Below are 15,005 nucleotides of genomic sequence, written 5' to 3'. Positions count from 1 at the left end.
TCAGTAAACGCGCTCTTTGGGTGGGAAGACCTGCACGTCATCCGTCAGGGTCTTCATATGTACCGGACGGTAAGTCAGCGTCACGCTGCCTTTTTCATCCAGCCAGGAAACGGAGTGCTTCATCCACTCCTTGTCATCACGTTTGGGGAAATCATCCCGCGCATGCGCGCCGCGGCTTTCATGCCGGGCCAGCCCGCTTTCCAGCGTAACCGTTGCATTGGCCAGAAGATTTTCAAACTCCAGCGCTTCCATCAGGTCACTGTTCCAGATCAGGGACGAGTCAGCGACGGAGATATCCCCAAGATCAGCCCAGATCTTGTGAATTTTATCAACGCCTTCCTGTAGACTTTCCTCAGTCCGGAAAACTGCCGCATGGGCCTGCATATCACGCTGCAAACGGTCCCGCATGACGGAGACTTTGGTGTTGCCTTTGGCGTAACGCAGCTTGTCCAGACGGTCGAGCGCCGCATCTCCAGCACCCGGCGGGAGCGGCTTGATGAAATCGCTCGGTTTGACAATTTCCGCAGCGCGTTTGGAAGCAGCGCGCCCAAACACAATCAGATCCAGCAGGGAGTTCGTGCCCAGACGGTTCGCGCCATGCACGGACACGCAGGCCGCTTCACCCACAGCCATCAGGCCGGGAACAACCGCATCCGGATCTTTCTCGGTCGGACGAACGACTTCCCCATGAATATTGGTGGGAATACCACCCATATTGTAATGAACCGTTGGCAGAACCGGCACCGGCTCTTTTGTTACGTCCACACCGGCAAAAATCCGCGCCGTTTCCAGAATACCCGGCAGACGTTGGTGCAGAAGGTCAGACCCAAGATGCTCAAGATGCATCATGATATGGTCTTTCTTCGGCCCGCAGCCACGGCCTTCCTTGATCTCGATCGTCATGGCGCGGGACACCACGTCACGCGAGGCAAGATCTTTTGCCGTCGGTGCATAACGCTCCATAAAGCGTTCGCCTTCGGAGTTGGTCAGATAGCCACCTTCACCACGGCAGCCTTCTGTCAGCAAACAGCCAGCCGGGTAAATACCCGTCGGGTGGAACTGCACAAACTCCATATCCTGTGTGGGCACACCCGCCCGCATGGCCATGGCGTTGCCATCCCCCGTGCAGGTATGGGCAGACGTGCAGGACTGATAGGCGCGGCCATAACCACCCGTTGCCAGCACAACCATCTTGGCGTTGAAGCGATGGATCGTGCCGTCATCCTGACACCATGCCATCACGCCACGGCATGCGCCGTCTTCATCCATGATCAGATCAATGGCGAAGTATTCAACAAAGAATTCAACGTTATGCTTCAGGCACTGCTGATACAGCGTGTGCAGAATAGCATGGCCCGTACGGTCCGCGGCGGCGCAGGCACGCGGCACCGGGGCCTTGCCGTAATCGCTCATATGGCCGCCAAAGGGGCGCTGGTAGATCTTGCCATCTTCCGTGCGGGAGAACGGCACACCAAAATGTTCCAGTTCCTGCACGGCGGGCACAGCCTCGCGGCACATAAATTCAATGGCGTCCTGATCGCCCAGCCAGTCTGACCCTTTTACGGTGTCATACATATGCCAGCGCCAGTTATCCTCGGCCATGTTCCCCAGAGAAGCCCCGATACCGCCCTGAGCGGCCACCGTGTGGCTTCGTGTCGGGAAAACCTTGGTCACGCAGGCCGTTTTGAGGCCAGCAGCCCCCATGCCCAGCGTGGCACGCAGGCCGGAACCGCCTGCTCCTACAACCACGACATCATAAGCGTGGTCGACAATCCGGTAAGCTCCCCGGGACGGAGAGGTATTGGCATTCATCGTGACGGCGCTCCCATGTGCGTTCGGCCTGTCATATCTTCAGGTTTCGTGCCGCCGCGACATGCGGCGCAAGCAGGCGGCACCGGGTTCAGAACTGATCAGGACCGCCGATTACCGGCAGCCACAAATTTGATCACGGCAACAACGCCCAGCAGCCCCAGCAGGGAGGTGAAGAGCTTGACCAGAATACGGGTTGGCAGATGCGCCTTGCCGTGAACGTAGTCATCCACAATCACCTGCAGGCCAAGCTGCGCATGGTAGAATGTCGTGATGATAAGCGCGGTCAGCATGGTGGCGTTCACCGGCTTGCCGCCCCATTTTACAACGGCCGCGTGGTCTGCGCCGCCAAGGCGGAACATCTGGACGATAAACCATGTTGAAAGCGGCAGCAGAGACGCCGCAGACACACGCTCGGCCCACCAGTGCGCGGTGCCGGACCCACCGGCCCCAAGCCCACGGGCACGGCCCAGCTGTGAGCGCATGACCTCGATATGAGGAGCGGAATCAGTCATATCAGGATGCCTTCCCTGCTTTGGCCAGAGCGCGCGCCCGTTTAGCGGCAACGCCCAGAAGGCCCGCAGCCAGCACAGTGCTGACACCGGCGGTTACACCAACGGCAACCGGGCCATCCTTGTTGAGTTGTTCCTTGTCATACCGTTTACCGGAATCCCAGATCAGGTGCCGGATGCCGCCCACCGTGTGATACACAACGGACGCCAGCCACCCCACCAGCAGCAGCTGGCCGACCGGGTTCCCTGTCACTTTGCGTGCTGTGGCGAACGCTTTTGGTCCCTTGGCGGCAGCAGCCAGCCAGAACACGCCCAGAGCAGCACCGCCGGTTGCGGCAACGCCCGTCAAGCGGTTCGAAATCGAAAGAACCATGGACAAGCGATAGCGGTAAATTTGCAGATGCGGCGACATAGGCCGCTCAATGAGTCTGCCGTCACTTCGGGTCCCTACGTATAGGGCCTTGCGGATATCCTGCATTGTCAGCCTCGTATCCTGTCCGTCTATCCCTTACACCGGCTCAGACCGGCGTTTCTGCATCGAAATTTGTCCTACGCCCCAACCTGCGGACCGGTCAATTCAACCAGCCAACACGAGCCCGCGAGCCGGGGCGACCTCACTCAGCCGTGTCTGGGCAGGAGGTCTAGGGCAATCATCGTCTCGGCAATCTGAACCGCGTTCAGAGCCGCACCTTTCCGCAGATTATCGGACACACACCAGAAAGCGAGACCGTTGGGCACAGTCGGGTCGACACGAAGACGTGAGACATAGCTTGCATCTTCTCCAACGCACTCAATTGGAGTCACATAGCCGCCATCTTCGCGCTCATCGCGCAGAATCACCCCCTCCGCCTCACGCAGGGCTTCCCGCGCACGGGCCAGATCCACAGGCTCGGCAAATTCCGCCACAACAGCTTCGGAATGACCGATAAACACCGGCACCCGAACACAGGTTGCAATCACGGAAACGTCAGGATCGAGAATTTTTCTCGTCTCCACGGCCATTTTCCACTCTTCCTTGGTCGCGCCATCTTCCATGAAGCGATCAATTTGCGGAATGCAGTTAAAGGCAATCTGCTTCTGAAACTGTTCGATCTTCGGCGGGTCAGTCACAAAGCTGCCGCGCGTCTGGGAAAACAGTTCGTCCATTCCGTCTTTCCCGGCCCCGGAAACCGCCTGATAGGTGGACACCACAACACGTTTGAGCGTGAACAGGTCATGCAGCGGCTTGAGAGCCACAACCATCTGAATAGTAGAGCAGTTCGGGTTAGCAATAATATTGCGCTTCATCCGCTTGAGCGCATCCGGGTTCACTTCCGGCACCACCAGCGGCACATCCGGGTCCATCCGGAAATGGGATGTGTTATCAATCACCACGCACCCCGCTTTGGCAGCAATCGGCGCATATTTGGCGGACACGGCCCCACCGGGGGAAAACAGCCCGACATCCCAGCCCTTGAAATCAAATGTTTCAAGGTTCTGGACCTTAAGCACACGGTCCCCAAACGACAGCTCCCGCCCGGCGGAGCGTGGTGATGCCAGTGCTACAATATCGTCAACGGGGAACTCCCGCTCGGCCAGTGTCTTTAAAATTTCACGCCCGACTGCTCCGGTGGCGCCCACAACTGCAACCCGATACCCCATAACTCTTCCCTTTACTCATTCCCGCCAAAGCCTGACCGGGCAAGAAATCTAGACCAAACCGGGCAAAAAAGAAATTGCAGAGCGTGCCCTTCCCTCACGCAAGGATCAAAGAAACATGAGTTCATCTCCCCACTCTTCCCGCACAACCGCCTCCCTTGTGGCACCTGCGGCCATTCATCCGGCTCCGGCCGGAACGCTGGTGATCCTCGGCGCGGCGGGAGACCTCGCTCACCGGCTGCTGGTGCCTGCGCTGTATGATCTGGCCTGCAATGGATTCCTGCCGGATGATTTCAGAATCCTCGGCATCAGCCTTGAAAAGCAAAGCACCAAAAGCTGGATTGCGTCCCTGCGCGCCAAAATGGAAAGTTTCACGCAGGATAAACACGCGGAATTCTATACGATCAGCCTGAACGAAGAGGCATGGTCATGGCTTACCTCCCGCATGAGCTACCATGCGCTGGACTTCACCTCGGTTGAGGCTCTCCGAACGCTCGCCCCTGAAATCGGCGAGCGTAACGCCGTTTTCTACCTCGCCACACAGCCACGCTTTTTTGGCCCGGCGGCACAAAGTCTGGCGAAGGCGGGACTGATGGAGGAAGCGCCTGACCGTTTCCGGCGTCTGGTGGTGGAAAAACCATTCGGGACCGACCTACACTCTGCCCAAACGCTCAACGCACATCTCCTGTCTTTTTTGAAAGAGACGCAGATTTACCGCGTGGACCATTTCCTCGGGAAGGAAACCGTGCAGAATCTGCTGGCACTTCGCTTCAGCAATCTGCTGTTCGACCCGCTCTGGCGGCGCGACTATATTGACCACATCCAGATTACCGCGGCTGAAACACTCTCTGTTGAAGGACGCGGCGTGTTTTATGATGCTACCGGAGCGCTGCGGGACATGGTGCCCAACCACCTGTTCCAGTTGCTCGCGCTGGTTGCCATGGAGCCGCCCTCTTCTCTGAAGGCAGAAGCCATCCGTAATGCCAAACAGCAGGTGTTTGACGCCATCCGCCCCATCAGCCCGGAAAATGCCGTGCGCGGCCAGTATGCGGCGGGCAACGTGGCGGGACGTAAAATAGCCGCCTATCGCGACAGCCCCGGGGTTTCTCCCGACAGCACAACCGAGACCTACGCTGCCCTGAAAATCGAAATTGATACATGGCGCTGGGCCGGGGTGCCCTTTTATCTGCGCACCGGCAAAGCCCTGAATTCCAACGTGACGGAAATTGTGGTGCAGTTCAAACAGACGCCGCACCCGCTGTTCCACACGGCGGACGGCACACAGCAAACCCCCAACCGGTTTGTCTATAATATCCGACCGGAGAAAGGTGCCGACCTACACTTCAATGCCAAACACCCCGGCCCGGAAACCGTGGTGGAAGAAGTGGTCGCCGCGTTCCGCTACCAGAGTGCCTTCGGGGCCATCCCGAATGTGGGATATGAAACCCTGCTTTATGATTGCTTGCAAGGAAACGCCACGCTCTTCCAGCGGGCTGATAATATTGAGGCTGGCTGGAGAGCGGTCAATCCGGTTCTGGAGGCATGGAACAAAGCGGGCTCACCCCCAGAGTTTTACGAGGCGGGCAGCACAGGTCCAGCCGGAGCAGATGCTCTTCTGGCACGGGATGGGCGCTGTTGGGCACCCTTTGGCCAGCTTAAAAAAGACCGCTGAGGCCAGACTCTATGCCAGAACTCTGTCCAGAAAAGCCTGCCTGACAGGAGTTTTTTGACCCATATCAATGCGGCTTTACGCCACAGTCTGCCTAGTGAGGAGAAGAGATTCCTGATAACAGAGGCGCACCCCGCATTAACAAAGACGGGGGTCTCTGGAGTTTTCTTCCAGCAACGACAATAAAAAGGGATTGAAATCATGTCGGGCAAAATGAAAGCCGCAGTAGTGCATGCTTTTGGCAAACCACTGACGATTGAGGAGCTGGATATCCCCGCTATCCGCCCCGACCAGATTCTGGTGAAAATGATTGCTTGCGGCGTGTGCCATACAGACCTGCACGCCGCTGAGGGCGACTGGCCGAAAAAGCCGACCCTGCCGTTTATCCCCGGTCATGAAGGGGTTGGCACTGTTGTCAAAGCTGGGAGCACCGTCACGCATGTTAAGGAAGGGGATACCGTTGGCGTACCGTGGCTGTATTCCGCCTGTGGGCACTGCGAACACTGCCTCGGCGGTTGGGAAACCCTCTGCGCAAAACAGGAAGATACCGGTTACTCCGTTAATGGCTGCTTTGCGGAATATGTGGTGGCAGACCCCAATTACGTCGCACTTCTCCCCAAAGGCGTAGACCCTGTGCAGGTCGCCCCGGTGCTGTGCGCGGGGCTGACAGTCTATAAAGGTCTAAAAATGACCGATACCAAGCCGGGAAACTGGGTTGCTATTTCCGGAGTGGGCGGCCTTGGCCAAATGGCGGTGCAATATGGCGTGGCTATGGGGCTGAATGTGGTGGCCGTCGATATTGATGATGAAAAACTTGCGACAGCCCGGAACCTCGGCGCAGCGCTGACCGTTAACGCTAAAGAGACAGACCCGGCGGCTTTTATGCAGAAGGAAGTTGGCGGCGTGCATGGCGGCCTGATTACTGCCGTGTCCACCAAGGCTTTTTCGCAGGCCATGGGGTATGTCCGAGCCGGGGGAACGCTTGTTCTGAATGGGCTGCCACCGGGTGATTTTCCTATCTCGATCTTCGATATGGTGATGAATGGCACCACCATCCGCGGATCCATTGTCGGGACGCGTCTTGATATGATTGAGGCTCTCTCCTTCTTTGCAGATGGGAAAGTGAAATCCGTCACGCAGACAGACCGGCTGGAGAATATAAACTCTATTTTTGAACGCCTTGAGGAAGGTAAGGTTGAAGGCCGGATTGTGATCGACTTTCGGGCCTGACTTTTCCTAACTTTTCTGAGGTATTCGGAAAGGTTCATGACTATGGCTTATAAAACCGTTAATCCGTACACCAACGAGACGATCGCCACTTTTCCTGACCTGAAAGATGCTGAACTGGAGTCTCTGCTCTCACAGGCAGAGAAAACCTACAAAAGCTGGCGCGGAAAGTCCTTTGCGGACCGTGCCAGCATTCTACACAAAGCCGCCAGCATCCTGCGGGCACAAAGCGAAGAGTACGCAAAGCTGCTCACGCTGGAAATGGGAAAACTCAAGCGGGAAGCACTGGGGGAAGTCGCTCTTTCCGCTGACATTCTTGAGTACTATGCTAAAAATGCCGAAGAATTTCTAGCACCCCAGAAAATTCCCGGTGGCAGCGAGCGTGGGGATGACGCCATGGTCGTCAACCAGCCCCTTGGTGTCCTTCTAGCCATTGAGCCATGGAATTTCCCCTATTACCAGTTAGCCCGCGTTGCTGGCCCCCATCTGATGGCGGGGAATGTGGTTGTGGTCAAACACGCCTCTATTGTACCTCAGTGTGCCGCAGCTTTTGAAAAGCTGTTCCATGATGCGGGGGCTCCAGCAGGTCTTTACACAAACCTGTTCGCCACACGTCAGCAGCTCGAAAAACTGATTGATGACCCTCGCATTCAGGGCATTGCCCTGACAGGGAGTGAAGGAGCAGGGGCTTCCGTTGCCGCGCAGGCAGGCAAGAACCTGAAAAAAACCACCATGGAACTGGGCGGCAGTGATGCCTTTATTGTTCTGGATGACGCGGACCTTGAAAAATCCGTCAAATGGGCAGTCTGGGGCCGGATGAACAATGGTGGCCAGTGCTGTGTCGCGTCCAAGCGCATTATTGTGCAGGAAAGCCTTGCAGACCAGTTTTTCAAACGATTTAGTGAAGAACTAGGCAAACTCATACCGGGTGACCCGTCTGATGACGCTACCGGTGTGCCGCCCATGTCCTCCCAGTCCGCAGCGGACCAGCTCAATCAGCAGGTTGAAAACGCTGTAAAACATGGTGCAAAAGCCCATCGTGTCGGCCCCAAGCCCCCTCAGCAGGGCGCGTTTGTCCAGACAACAATCCTGACCAACGTCACACGTGATAACCCGTCTTTCTATCAGGAATTTTTTGGCCCTGTGGCGCTGTTCTTCACCGTGAAAAATGAACAGGAAGCCATTGATCTGGCCAATGATACGCCATATGGGCTGGGCGGTTCCGTCTTTACGCAGGACACAAAGCGCGGTGTAGAAATTGCCAAACAGATTTACACCGGCATGGTCTATATCAACCACCCGACATGGACCAAGCCGGATCTACCCTTTGGTGGCGTTAAACGCTCCGGCTATGGGCGGGAATTGGCCATGATGGGCATTGAAGAGTTTATCAATAAAAAGCTCATCAATGTCGTGCCGATTGATGCGCCAGCCTGAGTTTCTATCTTCTTAAACGACACAAAAAAGGCGACAGAGATTTTTCTGTCGCCTTTTTTATAAAAATCTGTTTTGACAATTACATTTATAAACCTTCTATATTGTCTGCATAAGAATGGGCATCCATACGCTCTCTTTTTATGCAGATGTCACGACATAGCGACCGTAACATTCACCGACTCAGCCAAACACATATGCTCTGCCAGCCTAAACTCTGATATGTGAAACAATCTCAGAACATCGAACCAGCATTCTTTCTTTTCAATTCTATATCATGATTGTTTCTATATAGCTTTTTTCTGGCCCTGCTGCACCATATGCGCTACCAGCCGAACGCCGGTTTCCACCAGTTTCTTGGTCAGACCCGCGCCTGTTTCAGCAGAACAGAGGCGTGGGTCTCCCCGCGCAACGCCATCAGACGCGGTTCTATCTCCCTCAAACGGAACGGAAATAAGTGCTCCATCCAGATCAAGCGTTCCAAAATCTGAAACTTTAAGTCCCCATGCCGATTTATCCGTATGTGTTTGTGGAATACGATCTTCCCGCACCAGATCAGGCAACAGATGCATCCCGATACTTGTTAGCGGATTAGCCCCATGCCCGCCTGACCGCGCGGCTACATCAGCCCCAATAAGCTCGGGTAAAAACCCCGCTGCAACGCGCCACAAGTAAAAACTTGGAATTACAACATCCTCCCGGAGTAAAATACTCCGTGTCACATCATGAATCATGGTGCAGTTTCCGCCATGTCCATTCAGAATAATCAGGCGTGTCAGACCATGCCGGAGCAGACTGTGCAGCATGTCCTGCAAAACCGCCTGCACTGTTGTTTGGGATAAGGCGATACCACCCGGCATATATCCAAAATAATCTGTCCCACCAAACGGCAGAACTGGCGCGATGTAGGTCTCATACCCCGCAGCGGCAGCTTGTCTGGCAATTTTCTCGGCCATGGCATCCGCCAGCAGATAATCCCCCATGGGCATATGGGGCCCCTGATCTTCAAAACTGCCGAGCGGTAAAAGAATAACAGGAGATCGGGCCACAGCCTCCCGCATTTCAGATGCGGTCAGGTGCGCCATGTGAAATTTGGTTTGAGCCATATCTGCGTTCTTTCAAAAAATAAGGAAGAAGAATTTTCTGTCAAAAAATTCTTCTGCCTGAACAGCTCTTTAAAGAGGGCTGTGTTTTTACTGCTTTACAACAGGCAGCAGGATAGATGTTGCGTCTGCGCCACCGTGATGGATGCTTTGGGTTGCCTGCGTATAATCCGCAGGTTTGGCGTCAAAAATATTCGGCACAAACTTCTGCGGGTTTCTGTCATAGAGCGGGAACCATGAGGACTGGATCTGCACCATAATCCGATGCCCTTTTGCAAACACATGGTTCACGGCAGGCAGAGTAAAGTGATAATGCAACGTCGTATTCGGCTGGAGTGCTTCCGGTTTTGCAAAATCTTTCCGGTAGCGGCCGCGGAAAATATCCATGGAAATGGGGAGTTCATATCCCCCCATTTTAGGATCATCCGGCGTCATGGCGGGCTGAACGTCAATCAGCTTCACCACCCAGTCCGAGTCCGTCCCTGTAGTAGCGGCAAAAAGGTCTGCGACTGGCACACCGCTTACATGCACGGGTTCATCCAGAACCTCCGTTTCATACGTCAGCACATCCGGGCGAGATTCTGCTTCCCGCTGGTCCTGCACCAGCCACGGTTTCCAGCGGTCGCCCTGCTCAAACGCAAACGGCCGGGCGAGGAACGGGATAGGATGCGCAGGGTCAGACACATAATTATCCGCACCCTCCGTTGCCGGGTGGGTAAAGCTCAGCCCATGCCCGTCTGCCAGATAAAGCGGGGTCAGACCGCCGGTGCAGTTGCTTTCACACACCGATGGCCATGAGCGGTAATAATCCCACTTCTGGTTACCAGTATTGTAAATAATCGCGTCCGGTAGGCGTACGGTCGGGCTGCCGGGTTTCAGATATTCATCAAAGAACGGTCTGAACACATCCCGCCGATACTGGTGCGCGGTATCCCCTTCAAACTCCAGCGGACCAAGGGTGGACCCATTATAGTTTACACCACTATGCCGCCACGGCCCCATGACCAACGTGTTCGGGGCTTTAACGTCTGCGTCTTTCAGCGCCTGCCATGCGTGAATGGCGCCCCACATATCCTCCTGATCCCACAAGCCCTGTTCCCACAACATCGGGACAGTTGGCTTGCGTTGCACCAGCAGTTTATCCAGCGCCTGCGCCTGCCAGAATGCATCATAAGAAGGATGCGCATGCACCCGCTGCCAGAAGGGGTACTGGTCCAGCCCCGCCTGTGTAGCAAAGCTTCCGGCGGAGCCTGCTTTCAGGAAATTCGTGTAATCATCAGCATTTTTGCGTGGGATACTGTCGCCTGACCGGCGCGCCGTCATCTGGCCGGTAAAGTAGTCGAACGACCCCTGACGAAAAGCGCCGTAATGGAACCAGTCATCCCCCATCCAGCCATCCACCATCGGGCTTTCCGGCGCGGCTACCTTCAGTGCCGGGTGAGGGTCCAGAAGCGCCATGACAACCGTAAAGCCCTCATAGGAAGAGCCGGTCATGCCAACGCGCCCGTTGGACTCCGGCACGTTATGCACCAGCCAGTCTACCGTATCCCACGCATCAGTCGTTTCATCCGTTTTGGTGGGGTTCAGTGGGCCGCGCGGGGGGCGCGTCATCACATAATCACCCTGAGAACCGTATTTCCCGCGAATATCCTGAAATACGCGGATATACCCGCCCTCCACAAAAACGTCATCCCCTTGCGGCAGTGCTTCCCGCATGGTCAGGGCGTTGGACACACGGTCGGTACGGCGGCCTGCATTATAAGGTGTTCGCGTTAAAAGGATGGGAGCATTGCGAGCATTTTTTGGAATAACAATAACGGTATAAAGCTTCACACCGTCCCGCATGGGGACCATGACTTCCCGCTTGATATAGTCGCGCTGCTGGTCAATAGGCGCGTGAACACTTGCAGGAATATCGCTCCCTGTTTGCACACTCAGCGGATCATGCGCCGGGGCGGCTGCCTCAGCCGCTGGTGCCGCGGCCCGTGCTGACGGAAGACCTGCCGCCAGCATCACCCCGGACAGGGCGACACCGGCCCAAAGACTTCTTTTTTTCCAGCCGGTTTTCTGTTCTGAACTAGTCTGATATCGCACCATCATCCTGCACTTCTGTCTGGTCTTTGCTGTGTAAGCCGAGACCGAGACGATGCGTTGGTTCTGGCGGTTCGTCCACCCTGTTTTGAGAGAAAACGTGACTCAGGCGAAACAGGTTAGCGGTGTAATCTGCGCAAACGCCCAGTCCAGCCAAGGCAGAAGGGCGCGGATGTCCGAGGCCTCAACCGTCGCCCCACCCCAGATCCGCAATCCCGGTGGCGCATCCCGATAGCTAGCGATGTCAAACGCAACGCCTTCCTCATCCAGCAGCGCGACCATCTGTTTGACAGCCTTCATCTGCTCGGACCGTTCCAGTGCTAAAAACCACGGGGCTACGATGCGCAGACAGATGGCGGTGGATGACCGCTCGGCATCATTCCGGGCAAGAAACTCCACCCAGTCCGTTCTGGCTTCCCACGCCGTCACTTCCGCCAGATTTGCCTGACTGCGCGCTTTAAGGCCGGGCAACCCGCCAATCGACTCAGCCCATTTCAGGCTGTCCAGCGCATCTTCCACGCACAGCATGGACGGCGTGTTGATGGTATCCCCACGGAATATTCCTTCAATCAACTTGCCTTTGCTCGTCAGACGGAAAATTTTCGGTAGCGGACGCGGAGCTTCAAAACTCTCCAGCCGTGCCACCGCGCGGGGGGACAGGGCGAGCATTCCGTGCGCGGCCTCACCGCCCAGAGCTTTCTGCCAAGACCATGTCACCACATCCAGCCGGTCCCATGGCAGGTCCATCGCAAAGGCGGCGGAGGTCGCATCACAGATCACCAATCCGTCATGCTGGGCCGGAATAAAATCGGCAGAGGGCAAGCACACGCCGGACGTGGTGCCATTCCATGCCAGAACCACGTCGTGCGTCCAGTCCACCTGCGTGAGGTCAGGCAACTGCCCATACTCGGCTTTCAGAACACGGGCATTTTCAAGCTGAAGCTGGGAGACAATGTCCTGCGCCCATAAGGAGGAAAAACTTTCAAACGCCAGCACATCCACCGGGCGTGCGCCCAACAGGGACCACAGCGCCATTTCCACAGCGCCCGTGTCGGAAGCCGGAACAATGCCCACGCGCCAGCCTTCTGGAACACCTAGAAGGGCTGCGGAGCGGTCAATCACTTCCGCCAGTCTCGCCCGCCCCTCCGCAGAGCGGTGAGAACGGCCTGTAAACGCATTATCCAGCGCGGACACGGTCCATCCCGGCCGTTTGGCGCAGGGGCCGGAGGAAAAACACGGGTTCACGGGGCGAGAAGCCGGACGGGAGAAATTTGCGGATTGTGTGGAGGTCATCACCCTGTCCGGTTTAAAGGAAGTGAGACAAATATGGTGCGAGAGAGGGGACTCGAACCCCTATGCCTTGCGGCGGTCGATTTTGAGCCGACTACGTCTACCGATTCCGTCACTCTCGCGGCAGGGCTCTCCCTATCAGCAAAATGGCTGGCAGGAAAGGCCACATCCTCTGATCAAGCCCCCTATGCCCCACGCAGCGGGACATGGGCTGACCGGACCTTACCGGCAGACGCGCTGCGTGCCATCCGCGGCAATATACGTGCCGCTCTGGGTATTGAAGCAGGCATTCTGCACGCAACTGTTCCCGCTTGTCAGCGGTTCGGGATAATTCTGCGCCGCCATGGCCTGACTTTCCCGCGCCGCCACGCCGCACAAGGGCGTGTTGGCCGGAGCGGAGGGGTCATTCGTCAGTTTGCTTTCATCGGCAGGGTTTCCCTGCTGGATAGCCATATTTTGCGGAAAGGTCTGAAGTGGGATTTTCTGTTGTGCTGAGGGCTGCACTGCGGGCTGTGCTGCACACCCGGCCAGCAGCCCTAGAGCAAGACAGCATCCGACTGCGGGAAGAAAACGTATGGACATGTGGACATTCCCCAAAAGCAGGTTGGGCCTCACAGCCCCCGTTTCTTTACTGTGCGTTCTGCACTGTCTGACACCATAGACAGGATCGGAATTCAAGCTCAACTGGGCCGCCTGTCTTCTCTTACAGTTCCTCTGTCTTCTTTCCTAAAGTTCCAGAGTTGTCTGTTCCGTTTTGGCAGGCTTTTTCCGGGTGATCACGGCATCACGCTGGCCATCACCAAATGTCAGCACAACATCCTCCCCCACTTTCAGCCCACGGGCGGATGTCACGGGTTGCCCTCCGGCAGTAACCAGAGCGTAGCCCCGCGCCAGCACCGCCTGCGGAGAAACAGCTTCCAGCTGCCCTCCCACGCCTGCCAGCGCGGCACGTCGCTCCCGCACCAGCGCCGCCAGCGGGGCAGGGGAAATCCGCAACCGCACCAGACGGGCTTCCTGCCTCTGGAACGCCTGCCGCAGACCTGTCTGCAAGGCGCTGCCAAGCAGAGCCAGCCGGGTATTACGGGCAGACAGCAGCGTTGCCACTGCGGGCATATGCCGCTCCACCCCTACCAGTGCGGCCCGCCGCCCCTGCACAAAGCCGGGCAGGGCCACATCCAGTCTACGGCCCCGGTCATCCAGCATCATACGCGCCGTGCCCAGCAGGCCGGGCAGATCGGGCAAAGCCGCCGCAGCCCGGTCCAGCCGCAGGCGGGCTGTCTGCATCATGCGGGACAACGCCCCCAGCGCCCGCGCGCCCCGATGCCCCAGTTCCGCCAGCAGGTCCGTGCGCACGGGCACGGCCAGTTCCGCTGCCGCCGTGGGCGTTGGGGCGCGGCGGTCTGATGCAAAATCGATCAGCGTGGTATCTGTCTCATGCCCCACGGCGGAAATCAGCGGGATGCTACAGGCCGCAGCGGCCCGCACCACGGCTTCATCATTAAACGCCATCAGGTCTTCCAGAGACCCGCCACCCCGCGCCACAATCAGCACATCCGGGCGCGGCACCCCGCCATGACCATCCAGCGCGGAAAACCCGTTAATAGCAGCCGTAATCTGGGCGGCTGAGCCTTCACCCTGCACCGCCACCGGCCACACCAGCACCGGGCGGGGAAAGCGGCGGCTGAGGGTCGTGCAGATATCATGCAGCACAGCCCCCTGTGCGGATGTCACCACCCCGATCACACGCGGCAGCAAGGGAAGGGGGCGTTTGCGCTCTGCGTCAAACACCCCCTCTTCCGCCAGCTTCAGGCGCAGGCGTTCAATGCGGGCCAGCAGCGCGCCTTCTCCCGCATACTCCATCCGCTCCACCACAAGCTGGTAGCTGGAGCGTTCGCCGTAAGCGGAAATTTTGCCCGTAGCGATAATTTCCAGCCCGTTTTCCGGCGCCAGCCCAAGGCGGGAGACTGACCCGCGCCAGACCACGCCGGAAATCTTGCCACGCTCATCTTTCAGCGAAAAATAGAGGTGCCCGGAGGGGTAGCGTTTAAATTCGGTAATTTCTCCGCGCACCCGCACACGGCCAAACGTGCCCTCAAGCGTACGCCTGATAGCCCCGGAAATTTCGGAGACACTATATTCCGGCACATTCCCGCCGGAAGATGCCTCTGGTGCAAGCCCTTCGATCATTCGCCCAACCTATGCTACAGACGCTCACCCTGAAAGAGCAGAGCT

12 protein-coding genes and 1 tRNA gene are annotated in these 15,005 nt (G+C 57.2%); 3 read left to right on the top strand and 10 right to left on the bottom strand.

Annotated features, from left to right (window positions below; genetic code table 11):
• The 4 genes from sdhA to AD949_RS11675 all read right to left on the bottom strand — a co-directional run bounded on the left by sdhA (position 1) and on the right by AD949_RS11675 (position 3,962).
• On the bottom strand, positions 1–1,812 hold the full coding sequence (sdhA, locus tag AD949_RS11690; RefSeq protein ID WP_048834833.1) for a succinate dehydrogenase flavoprotein subunit: 1,812 nt from the start codon (positions 1,810–1,812) through the stop codon (positions 1–3).
• 98 nt (positions 1,813–1,910) lie between these two features.
• Positions 1,911–2,324, bottom strand: a complete 414-nt coding sequence (gene sdhD, locus AD949_RS11685) for a succinate dehydrogenase, hydrophobic membrane anchor protein (protein WP_048834832.1) — start codon at positions 2,322–2,324, stop codon at positions 1,911–1,913.
• A 1-nt stretch (position 2,325) separates the two neighbouring features.
• The gene (gene sdhC, locus AD949_RS11680; protein ID WP_048834831.1) at positions 2,326–2,799 is read right to left on the bottom strand and encodes a succinate dehydrogenase, cytochrome b556 subunit; all 474 of its coding nucleotides are present in this window, start codon (positions 2,797–2,799) and stop codon (positions 2,326–2,328) included.
• A gap of 140 nt (positions 2,800–2,939) precedes the next feature.
• Positions 2,940–3,962: an aspartate-semialdehyde dehydrogenase gene (locus tag AD949_RS11675; protein ID WP_048834830.1), complete on the bottom strand. Its 1,023-nt coding sequence runs from the start codon at positions 3,960–3,962 to the stop codon at positions 2,940–2,942.
• Positions 3,963–4,077: 115 nt separating this feature from the next.
• On the opposite strand from AD949_RS11675, the gene zwf reads away from it, so the two are divergent.
• The 3 genes from zwf (at position 4,078) to AD949_RS11660 (ending at position 8,292) form a co-directional block, all read left to right on the top strand.
• A complete protein-coding gene (gene zwf / locus AD949_RS11670) occupies positions 4,078–5,631 on the top strand; it encodes a glucose-6-phosphate dehydrogenase (protein ID WP_048834829.1) in 1,554 nt (517 codons plus the stop codon).
• Positions 5,632–5,829: 198 nt separating this feature from the next.
• The gene (adhP, locus tag AD949_RS11665) at positions 5,830–6,858 is read left to right on the top strand and encodes an alcohol dehydrogenase AdhP (protein ID WP_048834828.1); all 1,029 of its coding nucleotides are present in this window, start codon (positions 5,830–5,832) and stop codon (positions 6,856–6,858) included.
• Between the two features lie 42 nt (positions 6,859–6,900).
• On the top strand, positions 6,901–8,292 hold the full coding sequence (locus tag AD949_RS11660; RefSeq protein ID WP_048834827.1) for an NAD-dependent succinate-semialdehyde dehydrogenase: 1,392 nt from the start codon (positions 6,901–6,903) through the stop codon (positions 8,290–8,292).
• A gap of 284 nt (positions 8,293–8,576) precedes the next feature.
• On the opposite strand, the gene AD949_RS11655 is transcribed toward AD949_RS11660, so the two are convergent.
• From AD949_RS11655 to xseA, 6 genes are all read right to left on the bottom strand, one after another.
• Positions 8,577–9,395: a creatininase family protein gene (locus tag AD949_RS11655; RefSeq protein WP_048834826.1), complete on the bottom strand. Its 819-nt coding sequence runs from the start codon at positions 9,393–9,395 to the stop codon at positions 8,577–8,579.
• An 87-nt stretch (positions 9,396–9,482) separates the two neighbouring features.
• Complete coding sequence (locus AD949_RS11650; RefSeq protein WP_174766762.1) at positions 9,483–11,405, bottom strand: CocE/NonD family hydrolase; 1,923 nt, start codon at positions 11,403–11,405, stop codon at positions 9,483–9,485.
• Between the two features lie 183 nt (positions 11,406–11,588).
• Entirely contained in the window at positions 11,589–12,776 is a 1,188-nt protein-coding gene (locus AD949_RS11645; protein ID WP_048834825.1) for a phosphoserine transaminase, read from the bottom strand.
• Between the two features lie 34 nt (positions 12,777–12,810).
• Positions 12,811–12,895, bottom strand: a tRNA-Leu gene (locus AD949_RS11640).
• 100 nt (positions 12,896–12,995) lie between these two features.
• Complete coding sequence (locus tag AD949_RS11635; protein WP_048834824.1) at positions 12,996–13,355, bottom strand: hypothetical protein; 360 nt, start codon at positions 13,353–13,355, stop codon at positions 12,996–12,998.
• Positions 13,356–13,499: 144 nt separating this feature from the next.
• On the bottom strand, positions 13,500–14,960 hold the full coding sequence (xseA, locus tag AD949_RS11630; protein ID WP_048834823.1) for an exodeoxyribonuclease VII large subunit: 1,461 nt from the start codon (positions 14,958–14,960) through the stop codon (positions 13,500–13,502).
• Between the last annotated feature and the right edge of the window lie 45 nt (positions 14,961–15,005).

Origin of the sequence: Acetobacter orleanensis (assembly GCF_001581005.1) — a bacterium.
Classification (GTDB): domain Bacteria; phylum Pseudomonadota; class Alphaproteobacteria; order Acetobacterales; family Acetobacteraceae; genus Acetobacter; species Acetobacter orleanensis.
This window is presented reverse-complemented; position numbering and strand designations above follow the sequence as displayed.